Annotated in this window: 18 protein-coding genes; 13 read left to right on the plus strand and 5 right to left on the minus strand. The window is 70.6% G+C overall.

Annotated features, from left to right (window positions below; genetic code table 11):
- Positions 1 to 11 precede the first annotated feature (11 nt).
- Positions 12 to 1,358: an HlyD family efflux transporter periplasmic adaptor subunit gene (locus tag H6726_06900; GenBank protein MCB9657366.1), complete on the minus strand. Its 1,347-nt coding sequence runs from the start codon at positions 1,356 to 1,358 to the stop codon at positions 12 to 14.
- Complete coding sequence (locus tag H6726_06905; protein ID MCB9657367.1) at positions 1,355 to 3,460, minus strand: ATP-binding cassette domain-containing protein; 2,106 nt, start codon at positions 3,458 to 3,460, stop codon at positions 1,355 to 1,357. The genes H6726_06900 and H6726_06905 overlap by 4 nt, the downstream gene beginning before the upstream one ends.
- Before the next feature lie 119 nt (positions 3,461 to 3,579).
- On the opposite strand from H6726_06905, the gene H6726_06910 reads away from it, so the two are divergent.
- The 3 genes from H6726_06910 (at position 3,580) to pnp (ending at position 6,914) form a co-directional block, all read left to right on the plus strand.
- A complete protein-coding gene (locus tag H6726_06910) occupies positions 3,580 to 3,873 on the plus strand; it encodes a winged helix-turn-helix transcriptional regulator (GenBank protein ID MCB9657368.1) in 294 nt (97 codons plus the stop codon).
- A gap of 197 nt (positions 3,874 to 4,070) precedes the next feature.
- Positions 4,071 to 4,340 carry a 30S ribosomal protein S15 gene (gene rpsO, locus H6726_06915; protein MCB9657369.1) on the plus strand — a complete coding sequence of 90 codons (270 nt, stop codon included), beginning with the start codon at positions 4,071 to 4,073 and terminating at the stop codon, positions 4,338 to 4,340.
- Between the two features lie 258 nt (positions 4,341 to 4,598).
- On the plus strand, positions 4,599 to 6,914 hold the full coding sequence (pnp, locus tag H6726_06920; protein ID MCB9657370.1) for a polyribonucleotide nucleotidyltransferase: 2,316 nt from the start codon (positions 4,599 to 4,601) through the stop codon (positions 6,912 to 6,914).
- A gap of 187 nt (positions 6,915 to 7,101) precedes the next feature.
- Here pnp and H6726_06925 read toward each other — a convergent pair whose 3' ends face one another.
- Together H6726_06925 and H6726_06930 are read right to left on the minus strand one after the other, a co-directional pair.
- Entirely contained in the window at positions 7,102 to 8,037 is a 936-nt protein-coding gene (locus H6726_06925; GenBank protein ID MCB9657371.1) for a hypothetical protein, read from the minus strand.
- Positions 8,034 to 8,561, minus strand: a complete 528-nt coding sequence (locus tag H6726_06930) for a hypothetical protein (GenBank protein MCB9657372.1) — start codon at positions 8,559 to 8,561, stop codon at positions 8,034 to 8,036. Before H6726_06930 ends, H6726_06925 begins: the two co-directional genes overlap by 4 nt.
- A 116-nt stretch (positions 8,562 to 8,677) precedes the next feature.
- Between H6726_06930 and dut the strand changes: the two genes are divergently transcribed.
- The 9 genes from dut (at position 8,678) to H6726_06975 (ending at position 16,137) form a co-directional block, all read left to right on the plus strand.
- Positions 8,678 to 9,154 carry a dUTP diphosphatase gene (dut, locus tag H6726_06935; GenBank protein MCB9657373.1) on the plus strand — a complete coding sequence of 159 codons (477 nt, stop codon included), beginning with the start codon at positions 8,678 to 8,680 and terminating at the stop codon, positions 9,152 to 9,154.
- 143 nt (positions 9,155 to 9,297) lie between these two features.
- Positions 9,298 to 9,627, plus strand: coding sequence for a thioredoxin (gene trxA, locus H6726_06940; GenBank protein MCB9657374.1), 330 nt, complete (start codon positions 9,298 to 9,300; stop codon positions 9,625 to 9,627).
- Between the two features lie 81 nt (positions 9,628 to 9,708).
- On the plus strand, positions 9,709 to 10,149 hold the full coding sequence (locus tag H6726_06945; protein ID MCB9657375.1) for a hypothetical protein: 441 nt from the start codon (positions 9,709 to 9,711) through the stop codon (positions 10,147 to 10,149).
- A gap of 39 nt (positions 10,150 to 10,188) precedes the next feature.
- Positions 10,189 to 11,787 (plus strand): hypothetical protein, encoded by a 1,599-nt coding sequence (locus H6726_06950; GenBank protein MCB9657376.1) that lies wholly within the window; start codon positions 10,189 to 10,191, stop codon positions 11,785 to 11,787.
- 77 nt (positions 11,788 to 11,864) lie between these two features.
- Positions 11,865 to 12,671 (plus strand): cytochrome c biogenesis protein CcsA, encoded by an 807-nt coding sequence (gene ccsA / locus H6726_06955; protein MCB9657377.1) that lies wholly within the window; start codon positions 11,865 to 11,867, stop codon positions 12,669 to 12,671.
- Positions 12,668 to 14,065, plus strand: coding sequence for a glutamyl-tRNA reductase (locus H6726_06960; GenBank protein ID MCB9657378.1), 1,398 nt, complete (start codon positions 12,668 to 12,670; stop codon positions 14,063 to 14,065). The genes ccsA and H6726_06960 overlap by 4 nt, the downstream gene beginning before the upstream one ends.
- Positions 14,062 to 15,051, plus strand: coding sequence for a hydroxymethylbilane synthase (hemC, locus tag H6726_06965; GenBank protein ID MCB9657379.1), 990 nt, complete (start codon positions 14,062 to 14,064; stop codon positions 15,049 to 15,051). The genes H6726_06960 and hemC overlap by 4 nt, the downstream gene beginning before the upstream one ends.
- Positions 15,052 to 15,169: 118 nt before the next feature.
- Entirely contained in the window at positions 15,170 to 15,709 is a 540-nt protein-coding gene (locus H6726_06970) for a group III truncated hemoglobin (GenBank protein MCB9657380.1), read from the plus strand.
- Positions 15,700 to 16,137, plus strand: a complete 438-nt coding sequence (locus H6726_06975; GenBank protein MCB9657381.1) for an Rrf2 family transcriptional regulator — start codon at positions 15,700 to 15,702, stop codon at positions 16,135 to 16,137. The genes H6726_06970 and H6726_06975 overlap by 10 nt, the downstream gene beginning before the upstream one ends.
- Positions 16,138 to 16,166: 29 nt before the next feature.
- On the opposite strand, the gene H6726_06980 is transcribed toward H6726_06975, so the two are convergent.
- Positions 16,167 to 16,532, minus strand: a complete 366-nt coding sequence (locus H6726_06980) for a hypothetical protein (GenBank protein ID MCB9657382.1) — start codon at positions 16,530 to 16,532, stop codon at positions 16,167 to 16,169.
- Between the two features lie 270 nt (positions 16,533 to 16,802).
- Between H6726_06980 and H6726_06985 the strand changes: the two genes are divergently transcribed.
- Positions 16,803 to 17,969, plus strand: a complete 1,167-nt coding sequence (locus H6726_06985; protein ID MCB9657383.1) for an ArsA family ATPase — start codon at positions 16,803 to 16,805, stop codon at positions 17,967 to 17,969.
- The last annotated feature ends 28 nt before the right edge of the window (positions 17,970 to 17,997 follow it).

A 17,997-nucleotide genomic window follows, 5' to 3' on the forward strand; every position in this document is an offset into this window, starting at 1 on the left:
ACAGGCCCCGCTCATGAGGCCCCTCCGGAGCCTGCCTCGTACCCCGTGGAGGGCGCGCGATCGTAGCGGGGCGGGAAGCCGTTCAGCTGACGCCACAGCTCGAAGCCGACGGTGACCTCTTCCAGCAACAGCCAGCCCTTCACGCGCGTGCCCTGCCTCAAGAACGTGGGGTCGGGCCAGGGCTCGTGGTCGGGGTCGGGCACCACCACCACGCGGAAGTCCCCGCGCCCATCGTCGGACGTGTCCACGAACGCAACGCGCCCGGCAAAGCTCCCGACCGCGACGCTCGGCCACCCCGCGAACTGCACGGCCGGCCAACCCTCGAACTGGAGCCGCACCTCGCGCCCTGGGCTCACGAGGGCCGCGTCGTTGCCGTCGACGTAGAGTTGGACCGAGCGCGACGCCGTGCGTGGCACGAGCAGCGCCAACGTCGCGCCGCTGGAGACCTGCGCCCCCCCTTGCTGGGACATGATGCGCTGCACGACACCCGCGCGTGGCGCACGCACCCTCTGCGCGCTCTGCTGCGCCAGCCGCGACTCGGCCTGGACGAGAGACGCACGGGCCGAAGCCACCTGGGTCTCCGCCGAGCGGAGGGAAGCGTCGGCGGCGCGCAGGTCGGCCTCCGTGGACGCTTCGACGCGGTCCAAAGCGGACCGCGCCACGCGCAGGCGGGCCTCCGAGGCGCTGACCGAGGCGCGCGCGGACCGCAACGAGGCCTGGGCGTCCGTCGCGCCCAGGGTCGCCAGCTCGCGCTCACGCTGCGAGGCGAGGCCGTCGCTCGAGAGTGATGCCACGCGCGCTTGCTGGATGTCCGCCGTGGCCACACGGGCCTCGGCCGTCACCAGCAGCTCACGCTGCGCCGTGAGCGTGTCGGTGGTCACGCGCACCTCTGCGCGGGCGGCCGCGATCTGCGCGTCGCGCGCCTGCCGCAACGCCTCCACGCGCTCGCGGAACGCGGTGACCTGCTCGACGTAGGCGGCGAGGCGTTCGGCCTGCGCGTCACGCTCGAGCGTGAGACGGGCCAGGCGGTCGGGGTCGTTGTCGCTCAGCTCCACGAGGAGCTCCCCCTCCTCGACCTGCTGGCCTTCGACCACGTGCCAACGCGCGATGCGTCCCGAGATGGTCGCCTCGATGACCTGCGGTCGCTCGTCGGGCAGGAAGGCGAACACCTGCCCGGTCCCGGAGACGCTCTGGCGCCACGGGGCCAGCGCCGCGAAGCCCAGGAAGGCTGCGAACGCGAGCGCCAGATAGCGCGCGCGGCGGACGGGCGTCGTGGTGTTGGGGACCAGACGCGAGGCGGGCAGCAGCACGGCGACGTGGCCGTCGTCCACCGCGGCGTGTCCGGGTCGAGAGCTCATGGGCTGTCCTCCGTGAGGGTGAGGTGGGCGTCGACGTGCGCGTCGAAGCCATCGGAGTGAGAGACGACGACGAGGGTCTGCTCGCGTCCGAGCGCGTCGAGCAGCGCGTGTCCGAGGGAGGGTGGGAGCGCGTCGAGCGTGCGGTCGAGCACCAAGAGGCCCGGCTGCGCGGCGAGGGCGCGCGCCACGGTGAGCCGCAGCGCGTCCGTGCGCGTGAGGGGCGTGCCCGACGGCGTCAGCACGGTCTGCAGTCCGTCCGGCAGCGCGCGCACGTGCTCGGCGAGACCCACGCGCTCGAGGGTCTCCCAGATCTCGCGTGCCGAGATGGCGCGGCCGACCGCGCTGACGTTCTCGGCGATCGTGGTGGGTAGCACCTCGGCGCCGTCCACCACCGCCACCCGCTGTCGCAGCGCCCGCAGGCTGACGTCGCGCAGGTCTTCGCCGTCCAGGAGCACGGCGCCGGCCGATGGCGCACGCAACCCGAACAGCACGTCGACCAGGACGTCGGTGCGGCGCTCGTCCCCGCTGACCCGCAGCCGCCGGCCTGGCGCCACGCGCAGGCTGAGACCGTCCAGCAGGCCGTCGGCGGAGCTCACGGTGGAGAGCTCGAGCGCGGCCGGCCCGCGTCCGCGTCCGCGTCCGCGGAGCGTGGCCGCGCCCCCTTCGCGCTCGAGGGGCTGGTAGAGCAGGACGTGCAGCTTGTCGGCCGACGCCGCGAGGTCGTAGGCCGTCTCCAGCTTCGTGCCGAGCTTGTTCAGGGACGCCACGACGGCGCCCACCACCAGCTCCGCCGCGACCAGCTGACCGATGGTGAGCTCGCGCTGGATGACGAGCCAGCCGCCGATGCCGAGCAACGCCGCGCTCGTGATCACCTGCAGCCCGAGCGTACCGACGTACTGCCGGAACACGACTCGGAAGTGGGCGTCCCGGGCCCCGAGCCACGCCGCCGCCAGCCGGTCGAGACGGCGCTGGGCGAACTCGGCGCCGCCCGCGAGCTTGAGCGTGATGCGTTGCGCGGCCATGTCCTCGAGCCACGCGGCGACCGCGTACTTCGCCTTGGACTCGTCGATGGCGGTGCGCGTACCGCCGCGCCCGAGGACGCGCAGCACGATGGCCACGCCGAGGATGATGAGGCCACCGAAGGCGAGCAGGACGGGGTGGTAGAACGCGAGCAGGAGCAAGCCCGCGAACGTCGCCAGCGCTGCCTCGATGCCGCCGATGGCGAGCGACGCGAGCGCCTTCTGTGCGACGAACACGTCGAAGAAGCGGTTCAGCAGCTCGGGCCCGTGCCGCTGGTCGAGCGCGTCGACGTGGAGCCGCGGTAGGCGCGTGGCCAGCTCCGACACGACGCGTACGAACAGGCGCCGCTGCACGACCTCGGCCATGAAGGCCTGCAGCCCCTGGAGGCAAGCGGCGAAGACGAGCCCGGCGGCGAGCATCAGCGTGAGGACCACGATGGGCTGGAGCAGCGTCCCGAACGCGACCGTGTTGACCAGGACCTGCACGGTCAAGGGCAACACGAGCGACAGGACGCCCACCCCCATGGCGTAGACGGCGATGGCGAGCAGGTCCGAGCGGTCTGCGCGCAACAGGTCGCTCACCATCCGCCAGACCGAAGGGTGCTCGCTGGTCGGCAACACGAACGCCGTCGGAGAGTCGACCGCGAGCCACGTGTGCTCGGCGGCTGCGCTCGCGTGCCCGAGGCGGTCGGCGAGCGCGTCCGGGTCCAACCAGGCGCGAGACCCGTCTTCGTCCTCGACGCGCACCAGCCGAGCGACGCGCTCGAGGAGCAGGACCACCGAGCCGCTCCGATCGAGCGCCGCGACGGGGCGCCCCGTGCGCAGCTCGGAGCAGACGACCGACACGGGCGCGTCGAAGCGCTGGAGGGCGATCCCGCGCCGCGCGAGCCGCGTGACCAACATGTCGACCGGACCCGGCGGGGGTGGGTCCGTGCCCTCCTCGACGACGTCGGGCATGTCGAGGTCCGCGGACCGCTCGACGAGCGCCTCTGGGGTGGCGGCGGGGAGTGGTGAGTGAGTCGGCAGGCCGATCAGGTCGCGCAGGCGCTCGACGAAGGGGTCTCGGGTGGACGGCAGTGACATGCAAGACAAATCATGTATTTGTTTGCCCGAAAGTCAATGCATGATATTATATTCACGTATTATCTAGCAGGTCGTCGGCCTACGCTCTCGACGGCCGCTCTCCGCCACGAGGTCCGCAGATGCCCGAAGCCACCTCCCACACATGGACTTTCTTGAGCAATCACGCGCATGTACTGCTCTGCATCGCGCGCGACCCGGACGCGCGCGTGCGCGACATCGCGGAGCAGGTCGGCATCACGGAGCGCGCTGTCCAGCGCATCCTGACCGAGCTGGAAGACGGACGCGTGCTCGCCCGCGAGCGTCGTGGCCGCCGCACACACTACGCGATCGAGGCGAACGCGCGGCTGCGGCACCCCTTGGAGTCCCACCGCAGCGTCGCGGACCTAGTGCGGCTGGTGGAACACGACGGCTGAGCGCGGCGCCCGACCGTCGCGTGGCCCGAGCCCGGGGGCGCGCGGCTCGTCCCGTGGAGTCTCCCTCGGTCGCTTTCTACGCCCCGTCCCTTGACACCCCCCGGTGCCCCTCGCATGCTCCGCCGGCTCTTTTCCTACGTTGCAGATACGGGGGCCCCTGCTGTTTAGAGCCAGCAAGCCCCCGAGAGACGATGAGAATGGCTCAGACCACTGACCGACGCGCGGAAATCATCAATCAGTTCCGCACCCATGAAAACGACACCGGTTCCCCCGAGGTCCAGATCGCGCTCCTCACGGACCGCATCCAGTACCTCACGGAGCACTTCCAGACCCACAAGAAGGACCACCACAGCCGGCGTGGGCTCCTGAAGATGGTGTCCCAACGTCGCGGCCTGCTTGACTACGTCAAGCGCAACGACATCGAGCGCTACCGCAAGATCATCACGGCGCTCGGCATTCGTAAGTAAGCTGTGCGGCGGCTCGAGTTGGTTCGAGCCGCCGTTTTCAATTCCCAACCCAGCAGCTCCCTCGACCTGATACGTGGGTCGTTCGCTCTTCGCTTCGATGGCTCGAAGCACCGCAGCTGAAAAGCCCCGTCGAGCCATGGAACCGAGGATCGAGCCCCGCTCTCGTCGACCCCGGGCTGCGCCTACCGATGTCTCGGGCCTCCGCCTCGACGCTGCCATCCGTGCGCGTGGGCTGTCCGGGCATCTGGAGTGTGCCCAGTGATCATCAGAGAATCCGTCAAGATCGGTGACAAGACCATCACCCTCGAGACCGGCCGCATCGCCAAGCAGGCGGGTGGCTCGGTCTTCATCTCGTGCGGCGAGTCCGTGCTGCTCGTCACGGCCTGCGGCAACGAGGAGGCGCGCCCCGGCACGTCCTTCCTCCCGCTGACCTGCGACTACATCGAGAAGACCTACGCCGCGGGCAAGATCCCCGGTGGCTTCTTCAAGCGCGAGGGGCGTCTGCGCGACCACGAGACGCTGACGTCGCGCATCATCGACCGCCCCTGCCGGCCGCTCTTCCCGGACGACTGGCGCGCCGAGATCCAGATCGTGGCGACGGTCATGTCGGCCGACCGCGAGAACCCGACCGACATCCTGGCCCTCACGGGCGCCTCGCTGGCGCTCATGCTGAGCCCCGTGCCCTGGGCCGGTCCCGTGGCCGGTGTGCGCGTGGGCAAGGTGGACGGCAAGCTCATCGCGAACCCCACCTTCAAGGACCTCGAGAAGAGCACCTGCGACATCGTCATCGCCGCCACCAAGGACGCCATCGTCATGGTGGAGGGCGAGGCCCAGGAGCTGACCGAGGCCGAGATGGTGGAGGCGCTCGCGTTCGGCAAGGACGCCGTGCAGGGCGTGCTCGAGCTGCAGGAGCGCATCCGCGAGGCCGTCGGCAAGCCCAAGTTCGACCACACCCCCGCCGTGCCGGACGCGACCATCGCGGCGCGCGTGCGCGACGTGGGCCTCGAGCCCATCAAGGCGGCCTGCAACGTGCGCGAGAAGTTCGCGCGCTACGCGGCGTTCAAGGCCGGCAAGAAGGCCACCGTGAAGGCGCTCGCGGGCGAGTTCGAGGGCCGCGAGGAAGAGATCAAGGAGGCCTACGGCGAGCTCCAGTACAACACCATGCGCGAGCAGGTGGTGTTCGAGAAGGTGCGCGTCGACGGCCGCGACACCCGCACGGTGCGCCCCATCGCCATCGAGGCGAGCCTGCTGCCCCGCGTGCACGGCAGCGCGCTCTTCACGCGCGGCGAGACGCAGTCCATCGTGACGGCGACCCTCGGGACCCGGCGCGACGAGCAGCGCATCGACGGCCTCACCGAGGACTCGTGGAAGAACTTCCTGCTGCACTACAACTTCCCTCCCTACAGCGTGGGCGAGACGAAGATGATGCGCGGCCCGGGCCGGCGTGAGATCGGCCACGGCAACCTCGCCGAGCGCGCCCTGAAGGGCGTCATCCCGGACAAGGAGGCCTTCCCCTACACCATCCGCATCGTCTCCGAGATCACGGAGTCGAACGGCTCGTCGTCCATGGCGACGGTCTGCGGCGGCAGCTTGGCCATGATGGACGCGGGCATCCCCGTCCGGACGCCGGTCGCGGGCGTGGCCATGGGCCTCATCATGATCGGGGACAAGTACACGGTCCTCACGGACATCCTCGGCGACGAGGACCACCTGGGCGACATGGACTTCAAGGTGTGCGGCACCGCGAAGGGCATCACCGCCATCCAGATGGACATCAAGATCGGCGGTCTCACCACCCAGATCATGAGCGAGGCGATGGACCAGGCGCGGGAGGCGCGCCTGCACATCCTCGGCGAGATGGCCAAGGTGCTCCCGGCCTCGCGCCCCGAGCTCAGCCGCTACGCGCCGCGCATCACCACCCTGAAGGTCAAGCCGGACCAGATCCGGACGATCATCGGACCGGGTGGCAAGATGATCAAGGCCATCGTCGAGCAGACGGGCGTCGCCATCGACGTCGAGGACGACGGCACGGTCAACATCTCCTCGGACGACTCCGAGGCGGTGAAGAAGGCCATCGCCATCATCGAGAGCCTCACGACCGAGCCCGAGGTGGGCGGCACGTACAAGGGCATCGTCAAGCGCATCGAGCGCTACGGCGCGTTCATCGAGATCGCCCCGGGCAAGGACGGCCTGTGCCACATCACCGACATGGCGTGGGACTACGTCGAGAACGTCGAGTCGCTGATGCAGCTGGGCGACGAGGTCGAGGTGAAGATCACGGCCATCGACCGCGAGGGGCGCATCCGCCTGTCGCGCAAGGAGCTGCTCGAGAAGCCCGAGGGCTACGTGGAGCGTCCGCCCCGCGAGGACCGCGGCGACCGCGGTGATCGTGGCGATCGCGGCGACCGTGGCGACCGCCCCCGCCGTGACCGAGACCGTGGTGACCGCCCGCGCCGTGACCGTGGGCCGCGCGAGGGTGGCGAGGGCGGCGAGCCCCGTCGTCGGCGCCGCCGCGAGGGTGGCGAGGGTGGCGGTGAGGGCGGCAGCGCGCCGTCCGGTGGCGCCGAGGGCTGAGCCCCAGCGACACGTCACGGCTTGTCCGTGAGTCCAACGACGTCCGGCCGGTCGCGTGAGTGCCCGGCCGGTGCCGTTTTGGGGGAAGACGAGCGGCGCAGAGCGCGATTTTCGTGAGCTGATGGCCGCGTCGACGCGTCGCGCGTATCACGCCAAGGCGCCCTGCGCGCGCAGACGGCGGGGCTAGCTAGCGTTCCGCGCTGACGTAGAGCTGCCAGTTCACGCCCGCCGGGACGTTGGCGGCCACGATGGCACCGTCCGCGGAGAAGCCCAGGCGGAACGTGCTCGCGACGCGCACGGAGAGCTCCACGCCCGGGCTGACGAAGCGGACGCTCGCGCCCAGCCCCACGGTGCTGCTGACGCCGCTGTTCCGGAACGGGGTCACGCCGACCAGGCGCAGGACGAGCTGCAGACGGTCCCAGCGTTCGCGCACGGGGCTCGTGCCGAGCTCGGCGCGGTACACCAGCTGCATCTGCTCGCCCGCCGAGAGCCCCTCCGGTCGGCCCTGCCGATACGCGAGGCCCCGCGCCCACAGGCCGAGCTCAGCGATGACGTAGTGCGCAAACGGCCAGCGCCGTCCTCCGTGAAAGCTGTGCCCCGCGTAGACCCGCAGCGCCACATCCAGCTCTCCGTCGCCTGTCGGCAAGGCCCGCGCGACGAACTGGTCTTCGACGCTCGCTCCAGCCCCGGCGGAAGGGGATGGATCGCCCGTGGGGAGACCCACCTGCACGCCGAGCGCAAGGCGAAAGGGCGCCGTCAGGAGGCCCGTGTACGCGCCAATGCGTAGATCCCCGAGCCCCGCGGTCGCGCCCTGCTGCACCAGCACGGAGCGTCGAAACAGGTCTCCGTCGAGGCTCAGCGCGAGCCAGCGCGGGACGACGCCTACCTCCGTGTAGAAGCCGAGCGCGTGTTGCCGATAGCCGTCCCCAACGGGGCGCCGCTGTCCGTCGGGGCCATACAGCGAGCTGGCCCGGATGAGGCGGTAGCCGAGCTTCGCGTAGGCGTGGCCCGGCTCGCGGATCCAGGCCTGGGCGCGGGCGCTGGGGCTGGCTGCGAGCAAGGCCGTGATCAGGACCGCCAGGGCGGCGCCGGCACGCTCGGCGCGGTGTGTGACCCGCGTCACGGCGCGGGCTCCAGCTGCGCGCGCGCGACCTCCACCGTGAACGGGAGGCAGTAGACGAACGCATACAGCGCGCCCGCACCCGCTTCGGGCGCTGCGTACGACTGTGCCCCGGTGACGCTGCTCATGGGGCCGAGGGAGATGTCCCCGAGCGCGGGCTGGACCCCACCCGTGACGAGATCGCGCGTCGTCAGTAGCGCGATGGGGCTGGGCACGCCCTGCGCGCGGAAATCGTCGGAGAAGCGCAGCGTCAGCGAGCCATCCACGAGCCTCCGCAGCTCGACGCTCCCGGAGGCGCCATAGCCCGAGCGCCCTTCGAGCGCCCCTGTGGCGATCAGCGCGCCGGTGTCGGCGTCCGCGCCCTCCCCCGCGTCGCTCGACCCGCCGTCCAGCGGGCCGTTGTCTGCGAGCCCTCCGTCTGCGGTCCCGCCATCACCCAGTGGACCTGGTCGGAGGCTCTCGAAGCGCGCATCGCACCCCAGGCCAAGGGCGCCACACAGGATCAGGCTGGTCAGCGAGGTGCGCACGTGCCTCGTAGGCGCGTCCCGCGTCATCGTTAGCCCGCATGACAGATTCCTGCCTCGACGCCTCGCGAGCGCGCGATGGGGGTGCAGCGGAGCGCGCACGGTGGCAGAACGGCGGCATGCAAGACGACGCTCCAGCAACTCGCCCCTCACTCCGTGTGGAGCGCCTCCGCCCGGGCGCCCTGGTGCCCGCCTACGCGTCCGCTGGGGCGGCAGGCCTCGATCTATCATGTGCGTTCGAAGACGAGACCCCTCGGGTGCTGGCGCCCGGGGCGACGCTCAAGGTCCCCATCGGGCTCCGGGTGGCGCTCCCCCCGGGACACGAGGGTCAGGTCCGCCCCCGCTCGGGGCTCGCGGCCAAACACGGGGTCACGGTCTTGAACGCCCCCGGCACCATCGACGAAGACTACCGCGGCGAGCTCATGGTGCTGCTGGTCAACCACGGGCCCGAACCCCTCGAGCTGCGCAACGGCATGCGCGTGGCCCAGCTGGTGGTGGCCCCCGTCACGCGTGTCGGGGTGGTGGAAGAGGCCATCGGGACCGACGAGACCGCCCGGGGGACCGGTGGCTTCGGCAGCACGGGCACGGCCACCTGAGCCCGCCGTAATGCGGCTCGAGGGCGGACGACTCCACCCCAAGAGACCACTGGCCACGGACGCCGCCTCAGGGCGCCAGTTGACAGAAGCCTCGGGGATATCTACTCAGTCCCCTTCCGTACCCCTTCAGGAGATCCCTCACCATGGCAGGAAAGAACATCGTCGCAGCGAACGACCTCAACTTCGACGAGGCGGTCCTCGGCAGCGACACGCCCGTGCTCGTCGACTTCGCGGCCACGTGGTGCGGTCCCTGTAAGATGATCGCGCCGCTCGTCGAACAGCTCGCCGACGAGTACGAGGGTCGGGCCAAGGTCGCCAAGGTCGACATCGACGAGAGCCCCGGCACCGCCTCGCGCTTCGGCATCCGCGGCGTGCCCACGCTGATGGTGTTCAAGGGCGGCCAGGTCGTCGCGCAGCAGGTCGGCGCCGCCCCCAAGGGCAAGATCGCCGAGCTGATCGAGCGCTCCCTCTGAGCGCCTGACCCAGCGTCTCTCGCCGCGGCGCGGGCCTTTCGGGGCTCGCGCCGTATGCGTCTGTGGTGTAGGCTCGGCCGCATGGCGGAGCACCGCATGTTCGTCTCGCAGACCACCCTCGACGAGTGGCTGGGCAAAGGTGACGTCGTCGTGGACGGCGACGTCATGTCCCTCGCGCGCGTCGGACGCTTCCAGCTCGAGACCGCGTTCCACTTCGTCGCCGAAGTCGCCGAGGGAGGCGACGCGGAAGAGCTCGTGGGCAAGGTCAAGACGCAGGAGCAGCTCCTCACCCTGGGCGGAGAGCACTGCGCGGGATCCGTGATCCTCGGAGACAACGCCTACGAGGTGGTCGAGGGCTTCCTGGGCGTGCCGGTCGAGGCCGAGGTCCGCGGCGACGCCTCCGACGAAGCAGGCATCAGCGGCTCCAGCCTGGCCGCGGTCACGCTCGCGGCGGCCGGAGAGGGTCCTCCGTCGCAAGAGATCGATCTCCTCGCGCAGTTCTTCCTGGGTTCCAAGAGCTGACCCTCGAAGACCCGTCCCCCCCATCACCAGGTCACGCAGTTGCACGGCGGCACCACGCAAGAAAGCACCCCGCAAGGCCACGCCCCCCTCCGTCCGGGGTCGGTCATCGGCGAGCGCTACGAGGTCATTCGCCAGCTCGACCAAGACCCCCTGAGCGCGATCTACGAGTGCCGTGACCATGAAGACGACGGCCTCGTGTGGGTGCGCCTGGCCAGCCCTGCGCTATGTCCGGACGCGGACACGGCCGCTGCCTACATGGCGCGCCTGACCTCGCTCGTGGGCGCGCGAGGACCCCACCTGGCCGGCCTACGCGCCGTCGACGTACATCAGGGCACCACGCTGTTCGTGGTGTCGAACCGATCCGCGGGGACGTCCCTCGCCGCCATGCTGTTGGACCGCAGTGAAGCACGCATGAACGCCGACGAGCTCTTGCCCATCATGGCGCAGCTGTCGGACGCGCTCGCCTCGTGCGCGGGTCGGCACCACGGCGAGGTGCGCCTCGAGCGCGTCTTCGTGGACACCACGGGCAAGGTCCAGCTGACGGGTCCGTTCCTGGTGGCAGCAGCGCCTCCCCGCGCCCTGGCCACCGTGCTGCGCGCCCACGACAGGCTGCGCCGAGAATTCGCGCCCGAGGTGCTCACCGGGGTCGCGCGGGAGTCCGCCGACCTCTACGGCGCCGGACAGCTCGCCCTGCAGGCGCTCACCGGCGACCGCGCCAGCGAGCCCGGAGCCACCGTGCCCGCGCGCCTCGGTGGTGTCGGCGACGAGATCGCGAAGCTCATCGCTGCCCACCCGCGGCGTCGTCCCCCTTCGCTCACGCCTCTGCTGGATGCGCTGGCGAAGCAAGCAGGCACCATCGCGCCGGTGCGCGAGGTCGTGAGCGGCTCCATGCTCGAGCTCGACCCCGACGAAGACGACGGCGACGAGGTGGCCGAACCGACCGCAGTGGTGCGCCACCCCAACGCCGCCCTCGCGTCTCCGGAACAGAGCGGAAGCGTCCAGCTCACCCTCGAAGAGGTGCAGATCATGGACTCTGGTGACGCCGACCTCGACGACTTCGTGAGCAACCCGGCGCTGGCGGCCCGCGAGAGTGACCCACCCGAGCTCGAGGAAGAGGCCAAGACCCGTCAAGTCAAGGTCGCCGACATCCAACCCGCACCAAGCGTTGCGCGCACGGCTCACGGGCGCAGCGCCCTCGAGGACGCGCGCGGGCGCGAGCACTCGGCGCTGGCAGACGCTGGCGGCGACGATGGCGAACGCGCCCCGCGGGAAGACAGCAGCGACGAGCTCGTGCTGCCTCGCGACCAGGCCACCATGAAGATCGCGTACGCGGACATCGCGCCTCCCGCCGGCGCACAGCGCACGCGCCGAGGGGCCTCGACCCTGATCACGCGGGTCCCCGCGGGCGCGCAGGCAGCGGCCGCGGAGGCCGCGACGCGGTCCGGACCGCGGAAGCCGAAGCGCAACATCCTGGTCCCGACGCTGGTGGCGGCCGTGGTCATCGTCGCGGCGAGCCTCGCCTTCGCGCTGTTCCGACAGTGGCGCGCAGAGCAAGACCAGCACGAGCGCGTTCGGGAGCACATCGAGAACCTCGAGCGCGAAGGCCAGAGCCCAGCGCCCGCGATCCAGTCGCCCTGACGGGCGCGCATGCGCAATCGGCCTTACACTCTCTGCACCTGTGGGCGCCCCGTCGCGGCCGCAAGACCTCGTCTGCGATGCTCATCTCCGGCCTCTTCATCACTACCGCCGTCCTGTACGGCATCGCGTGCGCGCTGTACCTGGCGCACCTCACGCGCGGGCGCGCTGGACTGACGCGCGCCACGAACGCGGCTCTGGGAGCCGCGGTGGGCCTGCACGTCGCCTACCTCGTCAGTGACATCGCGGCGGGGCACACCTCCTTCACGGACATCTACCGCGTGCTGTCGCTGGTGTCGTTCGCCATCGTGGCCGTTTTCCTGGCGTCGACGCTTCGGCGCCCGGTGACCGTGCTGGGTGCGTTCATCACGCCAGTCACGCTGCTCTTCTTCCTCGCATCGGGGCTGGGACACAGCGTGGACTCGGTCTCCCCCGAGGTTCGCTCGCGGCTGCTCCCGTTCCACGTGGCGGTCAACGTGCTCGGTGTCAGCGCCTTCGCCCTCGCGTTCGGCGCCGCGCTCGCATACGTGCTCCAGGAGCGGCTGTTGCGTCGCAAGGAGCTCGGCGGAGTGTTCCAGCGGCTCCCCGCGCTCGACGTGCTGGACTCGCTGAGCTTCAGGGCCTCGCTCGTCGGCTTCTCGCTGCTCACCATCGGCGTCGTGACGGGAGCGCTGTGGGTGGTCCGCGAGCACGCGAGCCAAGTCATGCTCGCCCCGGCCCCACTCATGGGCATCGCGACGTGGTGGGTGTTCGCCTCCATCCTGGGCCTGCGTGTCATGTCCGGCTGGCGCGGACGGCGAGCCGCCCTCGGGACCATCGTGGGCTTCCTGTGTGCGGTCAGCGTGCTCGCCTTCTACGCACTACGCGCTGGGAGCGTCGCCTCATGAGCGGGGACCTGATCATCGTCGGGCTCTCGCACCACACGGCGCCCGTAGAGGTACGCGAGCGCCTGGCCACCGACGACGCCCACGTGCCCGCCGAGCTCCAGAGCCTCGTGACGGAGGCCGGTCTGCACGAGGCGCTGCTGCTCTCCACCTGCAACCGCGTGGAGCTGTACGCGCACGCGTCCGAGCCCCACCGCGCCATGGAGCAGGCCCGCGCCCACTTCCATGCGCGCGCCGGAGACGGAGTGCTCAGCTGCCTCTACCAGCACCGCGGGGCCGACGCGACGCAGCACGCCTTCCGGGTAGCCGCCAGCCTGGACTCCCTGGTGGTCGGCGAGCCCCAGATCCTCGGGCAGGTGAAGACGGCCTTCGAGCTCGCCAACGACGCCGGGACCGTGGGCATGCTGCTGGGGCGCTGCTTCACGCGAGCGTTCGCTGTGGCGAAGCGCGTGCGTACCGAGACGCGCATCGCCGAGGGAACGGTGAGCATCAGCTCGGTAGCCGCGGAGCTGGCCCAGAAGATCTTCGGCGACCTGCGCGGCCGCCGCGCGCTCCTGCTCGGTGCGGGCGTGATGGGCGAGACCGCTGCGCGCAGCCTCGGCGCCACGGGGGCACGGCTGGTCGTGATCAACCGCAGCCGCGAGAAGGCCGACGCCCTCGCTGCGTCCTGCGGCGGTGAAGCGCGCGACTACGAGCTGCTGCAGAGCGAGCTGGTCCAGGCCGACGTCGTGATCTCGTCGACCTCGTCCGACCGCTTCGTGCTCACCCGCGACCTCATGAAAGAGGTGTGTCGCGCTCGCCGTCACAGGCCGCTGTTCATCATCGACATCGCCGTGCCGCGGGACGTGGACCCGCGCGTCGCGGACATGGACAACGTCTTCCTCTACGACGTGGACGACCTCCAGAAGGTCGCCGACGAGGGCTTGGCCCAGCGCCGCCAGGAGGCAGAGTCCGCCGAGGCCATCGTGCGCGCGGAGGTCGCCGAGTTCGAGGCGTGGCGCCGCACGCTCGCCCTGACCCCGACCATCGTGGAGCTGCGCGGCTACTTCCAACAGGTGGTGCGCGACGAGGTCGCGCGGACGTTGCCGCGCCTGTCGGCTCAAGGCGTCGAAGACGAGCGCGCGCTCAAGGCCATGAGCGAGGCCATCGTCAACAAGCTGCTACACCCTGCGCTCACGAACCTCAAGGCCAGCGCATCGCAACCCGAGGGCGAGCAGCTCATCGCGGCCACGCGCTTGCTCTTCCGACTGGATGTGCAGGGCGCGTCACCACCGGATGCCGACGCGAACACGGCCTCCCCCGTCGGCGACACCGCCTCCGTCCACGACGCCCCACGATCCGGCCGCGAGCCCGCAGGCGCCCCCCCGCTGACCCCTCGAAAGACCCACCGCGCATGAGACTCCGCGTCGCCACCCGCCGCAGCAACCTGGCGCTGACCCAGATGCGCGCCTTCACGTCGCAGCTGACCGCGCTGCACCCGCACGTCACCGTGGAGGAAGTACACGTCACTACGCTGGGCGACCGCGTGACGGACCGTCCACTCGCCGCGATCGGGGGGAAGGGCCTGTTCATCTCCGAGGTGGAGGCGTGCGTCTCGCGTGGTGAGGCCGACTTCGCGGTCCACTCGCTGAAGGACGTGCCGGGTGACGTCGAGCTGGCGGACGGAATGGCGCTCATCTGCTTGCCGGAGCGCGAGGACCCGCGCGACGTGCTGCTCACGCGTGACGGCACGGACCTGATGTCGCTCACGGCGGCGGCGCGCGTCGGGACCACCTCCCTGCGGCGCGTGGCTCAGCTCCGCGTCCAGCGCCCCGACCTGCACTACGCCACGCTGCGTGGGAACGTGGAGACTCGCCTCGCCAAGCTCGATGCCGGCGAGTTCGACGCCATCGTCCTGGCCGCGTCGGGGCTGCGCCGACTGAACCTGCTCGACGCGCGGCCCCATCAGCTCCTCGAGCGCGAGCTGTGCCTGCCCGCCGTTGGCCAGGGTACCCTCGCGATCGAGGCGCGCGCGGACAACCAAGCGCTGCGCGACCTCCTCGCGCCACTCGAACACGCGACCACCCGGCTGACCACCGAGGCCGAGCGCGCGCTGTTGCGCAGCCTCAGCGGCAGCTGCCGCGTCCCCATGGCCGGGCACGCCCTGCTTGACGAGGTCTCAGGGCGCATGCGCCTCGACGGGTTCGTCGGAGGCATCGAGCACGACGAGACGCTGAGTGGGAGCAGCGAGATCTACCTGGAAGGGCGCACCCACGAAGCGCGCTGCGAAGAAGCCCGCGCCTTGGGGCGTGAGGTCGCGGAGGGCCTGATCGAGCGGGGCGCCCAGCGGCTCATGCGAGAAGCCGAGGCCGCGGTGCTGCGCCGCGAGCGCTCCAGCAACTGACCCAACGCCACGGGACGCTCACGAGCGCGACACGTCGGCGTCCCCCCGCTTGACGCCATCGCGCAGGGGCACTATTTGGTATTTTAGATACCCATTCAACCACGACGAGGAGCAGCGCATGCACGAGCGAGTCGAGCACCACCTGGGCGAGAGGGTCCTCCTGGACGAGGAGCTACACACCGTGACCGAGGTGGCGCGCACACGCTGGGGCTCACCGACCTACCGCGCGAGCACGGCGGAAGGCGCTTCCCGCTGGCTCACCCCGCGCGCGGTCGAGACCCCGGCGTCGTACGTCGACGCGGCATCGATCGAACGCTTCGTGCGCGCCTTCTACGGACGTGTGCAGCAGGATCCCGTGCTCGCGCCGATCTTCGCCTCCCGGATCGTTGCGTGGGAGCCGCACCTGGCGCGAATGGTTCACTTCTGGAGCGCGATCCTGCTCGCTGCGCCGGGCTTCATGGGCAACCCCATGCAGAAGCACCGAGAGCTGTCTGGCGTGGCCCCAGAGGACTTCGAGCGCTGGCTCGCGCTGTTCGAGGCCACGCTGCTCGAGGTGTACGAGCCAGATGTGGCGGAGGCCGTGCTGACCCGCGCGCGCCGCATCGCCGCGAGGCTCAGCGCCGCCATGTTCTCGGAGCCGGCGCGCGTATGCGGCTGACCTCGTTCACGGACTACGGGCTGCGCAGCCTGATGTACTTGGCGGTCGCGGCCGAGCGCGGGACCTCGTGCGTGTCGGTACAGGTCATGGCCGAGGCCCTGGACATCAGCGCACACCACCTCGCGAAGGTCGCTCAGGCGCTCGCGCGTCACGGGTTCGTCGAGAGCCGACGCGGGCGCGACGGGGGCCTCTCGCTCGGGCGCGACGCTGCATCGATCCGTGTCGGAGCGGTGGTGCGCGCGCTCGAGCCCAGCGACCTGGTGCCGTGCTTCGTGGACGAGGGTGCGTGCACGATCACGCGCGGGTGCGGACTGCGGGGCGCGCTGGGCGCCGCGCAGGAGGCCTTCCTCGCGGCGCTCGATCCCGTGACGCTCGCCGACTGCGTCACGCGGCCGCGGGCCCTGGCACAGCTGGTTGCGACCCGCTGAACCCGGACGCTCGCGCCGAACGCTGCGCGTCAGTTCGCTGACAGGATGCGTTGGACGCCGGTCACCGAGTTGCTCATCAGCGCGTCACGCGCCACGCCGCCGCCGATGCACGCCAGGTACAGATCCTGCCCGTACAGGCGCAGCGGCCGCACGACGACCTCGCCCCCCCGCAGCAGCGGCGGCAGAGGCATGCCCATGACCGAGCGCGTCATGAGCGGGGCGATGGCCCCGAGCTCCTCGCACACCTCGGCCGCACCGGCGCTCGCCACGACCATCCCCTGTTGATCCGCCAGCACCAGCGCTTCGAGGCCACCGCGGGCGCGACTGTGCTCGAGCTGATAGCGCAGCGCGGCGTCACGCTCGTTGGTTCGTTGCTGACGTCGTTCCTGGAGCATCCACATGCAGTACCTGCCTCCGCGCACGTGAGTATTTGTGCGACATGTAGGCAACTGTAGTCAACGACGACGCGGGGGACAAATTCCAGACGTGCCCCTCGAGCCGCACTCGCCCTGGGTGATCGACAAGGGGCCTCGCGTGCGATATCACCACGGGCCCCCCGCGCGTCCCTGGACGAGGGAAGGCCACCAAGCCGCGCGCTGGCGCGCCATGCCATCACCGAGCGCGCCCAGGAACGACCCGGAAGTACAGGAAGCACGCAGACGACCATGAGCCTGGCAACCGTCCTAGAGAGCAATCGCGTCGTGGTCACCGTGGGCAGCGGCGGCGTCGGCAAGACCACCACGGCCGCCGCGCTCTCGGTGCACGCCGCCATGCAGGGCAAGCGCGTCCTCTGCCTCACCATCGATCCGGCGCGGCGCCTGGCCAACAGCCTCGGGCTGGACGAGATGACCACCAGCGAACAGGAAGTGCCCGCGCGGCTCTTCGCGGAGAACGATCTGCCCCTGCCTGCCGGTGGGCAGCTGGCCGCCATGATGCTGGACACCAAGTCGACCTTCGACGAGCTGGTGCGCACCCACGCCAGCAGCCCGGAGGCGCGCGACCGCATCCTGACCAACCGCATCTACCAGTACGTGGCGGGCTCGCTCGCAGGGACCCAGGAGTACATGGCGATGGAGAAGCTCCACGCCGTGCGCAAAGAGTCCAACTGGGACCTGATCGTCCTCGACACGCCGCCCACCAGCAACGCGCTGGACTTCCTGACCGCACCCGAACGCCTGATCGACGCCATCGACTCGCCGGCCGTGCGCTGGTTCATCCAGGCCACGGAGCCCGGAAAGGGGGGCTTCGGCATGAACCTCGTGGGGCGCGCCTCCACCGTGCTCATCAAGGGCCTGGCCAAGTTCACGGGCATCGAGTTCCTGGAGGAGGTGGCCGGCTTCGTGACCGGCATCAACGACCTCTTCGGCGGGTTCCGCCAACACGCCACCGAGGTCAGCAACGCGCTGCGTAGCCCCGAGGTCGCGTTCGTGGTGGTGACCAGCCCGAGCCCCATGGCCATCCGCGAGGCGACGTACTTCAGCGACAAGCTGGCCGAGGCGGGCATGCGCCGCGACGCGGTGGTCATCAACGCGGTCCACGAGCTGCTGGCAGAGCCCAGCGAGAGTGACGAGGCGCTGGTGCGCGAGCTGGCCCCACACCTGCCAGGCCTCGACGCGGCGGACACCGTCGAACGCATGCTCCAGGCCCTCCAGGACGAGCGTCTGCAGGCCGTGGCCGACCGCATCGAGTCCGACCGGCTTCGCAACCACATCCGCAACACCAAGGCCGGCGACGGCGTGGCGTTCGTCGAGGTGCCCGCGTTCGAAGAAGACGTCCACGACCTCGCGGCGCTCGCACGCGTCGCCGCGCACCTGACCACCACGGCCGCCTGAGACATCACGAACCTGCACACGCAGGGGA

The organism is Sandaracinaceae bacterium (assembly GCA_020633055.1).
GTDB lineage: Bacteria > Myxococcota_A > Polyangia > Polyangiales > Houyiibacteriaceae > JADJJE01.

Coding starts and splice junctions, on each gene's coding strand:
- H6726_06975 (MCB9657381.1), top strand. CDS start 15,700: ATGCGGCTGACCTCGTTCACGGACTACGGGCTGCGCAGCCTGATGTAC.
- H6726_06910 (MCB9657368.1), top strand. CDS start 3,580: ATGCCCGAAGCCACCTCCCACACATGGACTTTCTTGAGCAATCACGCG.
- H6726_06980 (MCB9657382.1), bottom strand. CDS start 16,532: ATGCTCCAGGAACGACGTCAGCAACGAACCAACGAGCGTGACGCCGCG.
- hemC (MCB9657379.1), top strand. CDS start 14,062: ATGAGACTCCGCGTCGCCACCCGCCGCAGCAACCTGGCGCTGACCCAG.
- H6726_06985 (MCB9657383.1), top strand. CDS start 16,803: ATGAGCCTGGCAACCGTCCTAGAGAGCAATCGCGTCGTGGTCACCGTG.
- H6726_06945 (MCB9657375.1), top strand. CDS start 9,709: ATGGCGGAGCACCGCATGTTCGTCTCGCAGACCACCCTCGACGAGTGG.
- rpsO (MCB9657369.1), top strand. CDS start 4,071: ATGGCTCAGACCACTGACCGACGCGCGGAAATCATCAATCAGTTCCGC.
- H6726_06970 (MCB9657380.1), top strand. CDS start 15,170: ATGCACGAGCGAGTCGAGCACCACCTGGGCGAGAGGGTCCTCCTGGAC.
- H6726_06900 (MCB9657366.1), bottom strand. CDS start 1,358: ATGAGCTCTCGACCCGGACACGCCGCGGTGGACGACGGCCACGTCGCC.
- H6726_06960 (MCB9657378.1), top strand. CDS start 12,668: ATGAGCGGGGACCTGATCATCGTCGGGCTCTCGCACCACACGGCGCCC.
- ccsA (MCB9657377.1), top strand. CDS start 11,865: ATGCTCATCTCCGGCCTCTTCATCACTACCGCCGTCCTGTACGGCATC.
- dut (MCB9657373.1), top strand. CDS start 8,678: ATGCAAGACGACGCTCCAGCAACTCGCCCCTCACTCCGTGTGGAGCGC.
- H6726_06905 (MCB9657367.1), bottom strand. CDS start 3,460: ATGTCACTGCCGTCCACCCGAGACCCCTTCGTCGAGCGCCTGCGCGAC.
- trxA (MCB9657374.1), top strand. CDS start 9,298: ATGGCAGGAAAGAACATCGTCGCAGCGAACGACCTCAACTTCGACGAG.